At 60.1% G+C, this 228-nt stretch carries 1 pseudogene; it reads left to right on the top strand.

Annotation, left to right across the window (positions count from 1 at the left end):
* Nucleotides 1-32 precede the first annotated feature (32 nt).
* Nucleotides 33-228: pseudogene (locus EXE45_RS21515) on the top strand (repressor phrH2); the annotation flags it as partial.

Raw genomic sequence — 228 nt, 5'->3', positions numbered from 1 at the left:
TCGATATTCGTGGACGGGTTAGTCAGAGTCGGGTGAGCGATCGGTGCGAGATTCTGGCGGATGCTGAGCTCGTCGAGCAGTACGAGCGCGAGATTATCGACGGGCGCTATGAGGTCTACTGGTCGATCACGACGTGGGGCGAGCTATTTCTGAGCGAAGATGTCGATCCGAGCCTCGATGTGCCGGTTCCGAGTCCGCGGCCGCCGCATGCTACAAGGCCCGATTGGT

It is taken from the genome of Halorubrum sp. SP9 (genome assembly GCF_005435015.1).
GTDB classification, from domain to species: domain Archaea; phylum Halobacteriota; class Halobacteria; order Halobacteriales; family Haloferacaceae; genus Halorubrum; species Halorubrum sodomense.
This window is presented reverse-complemented; position numbering and strand designations above follow the sequence as displayed.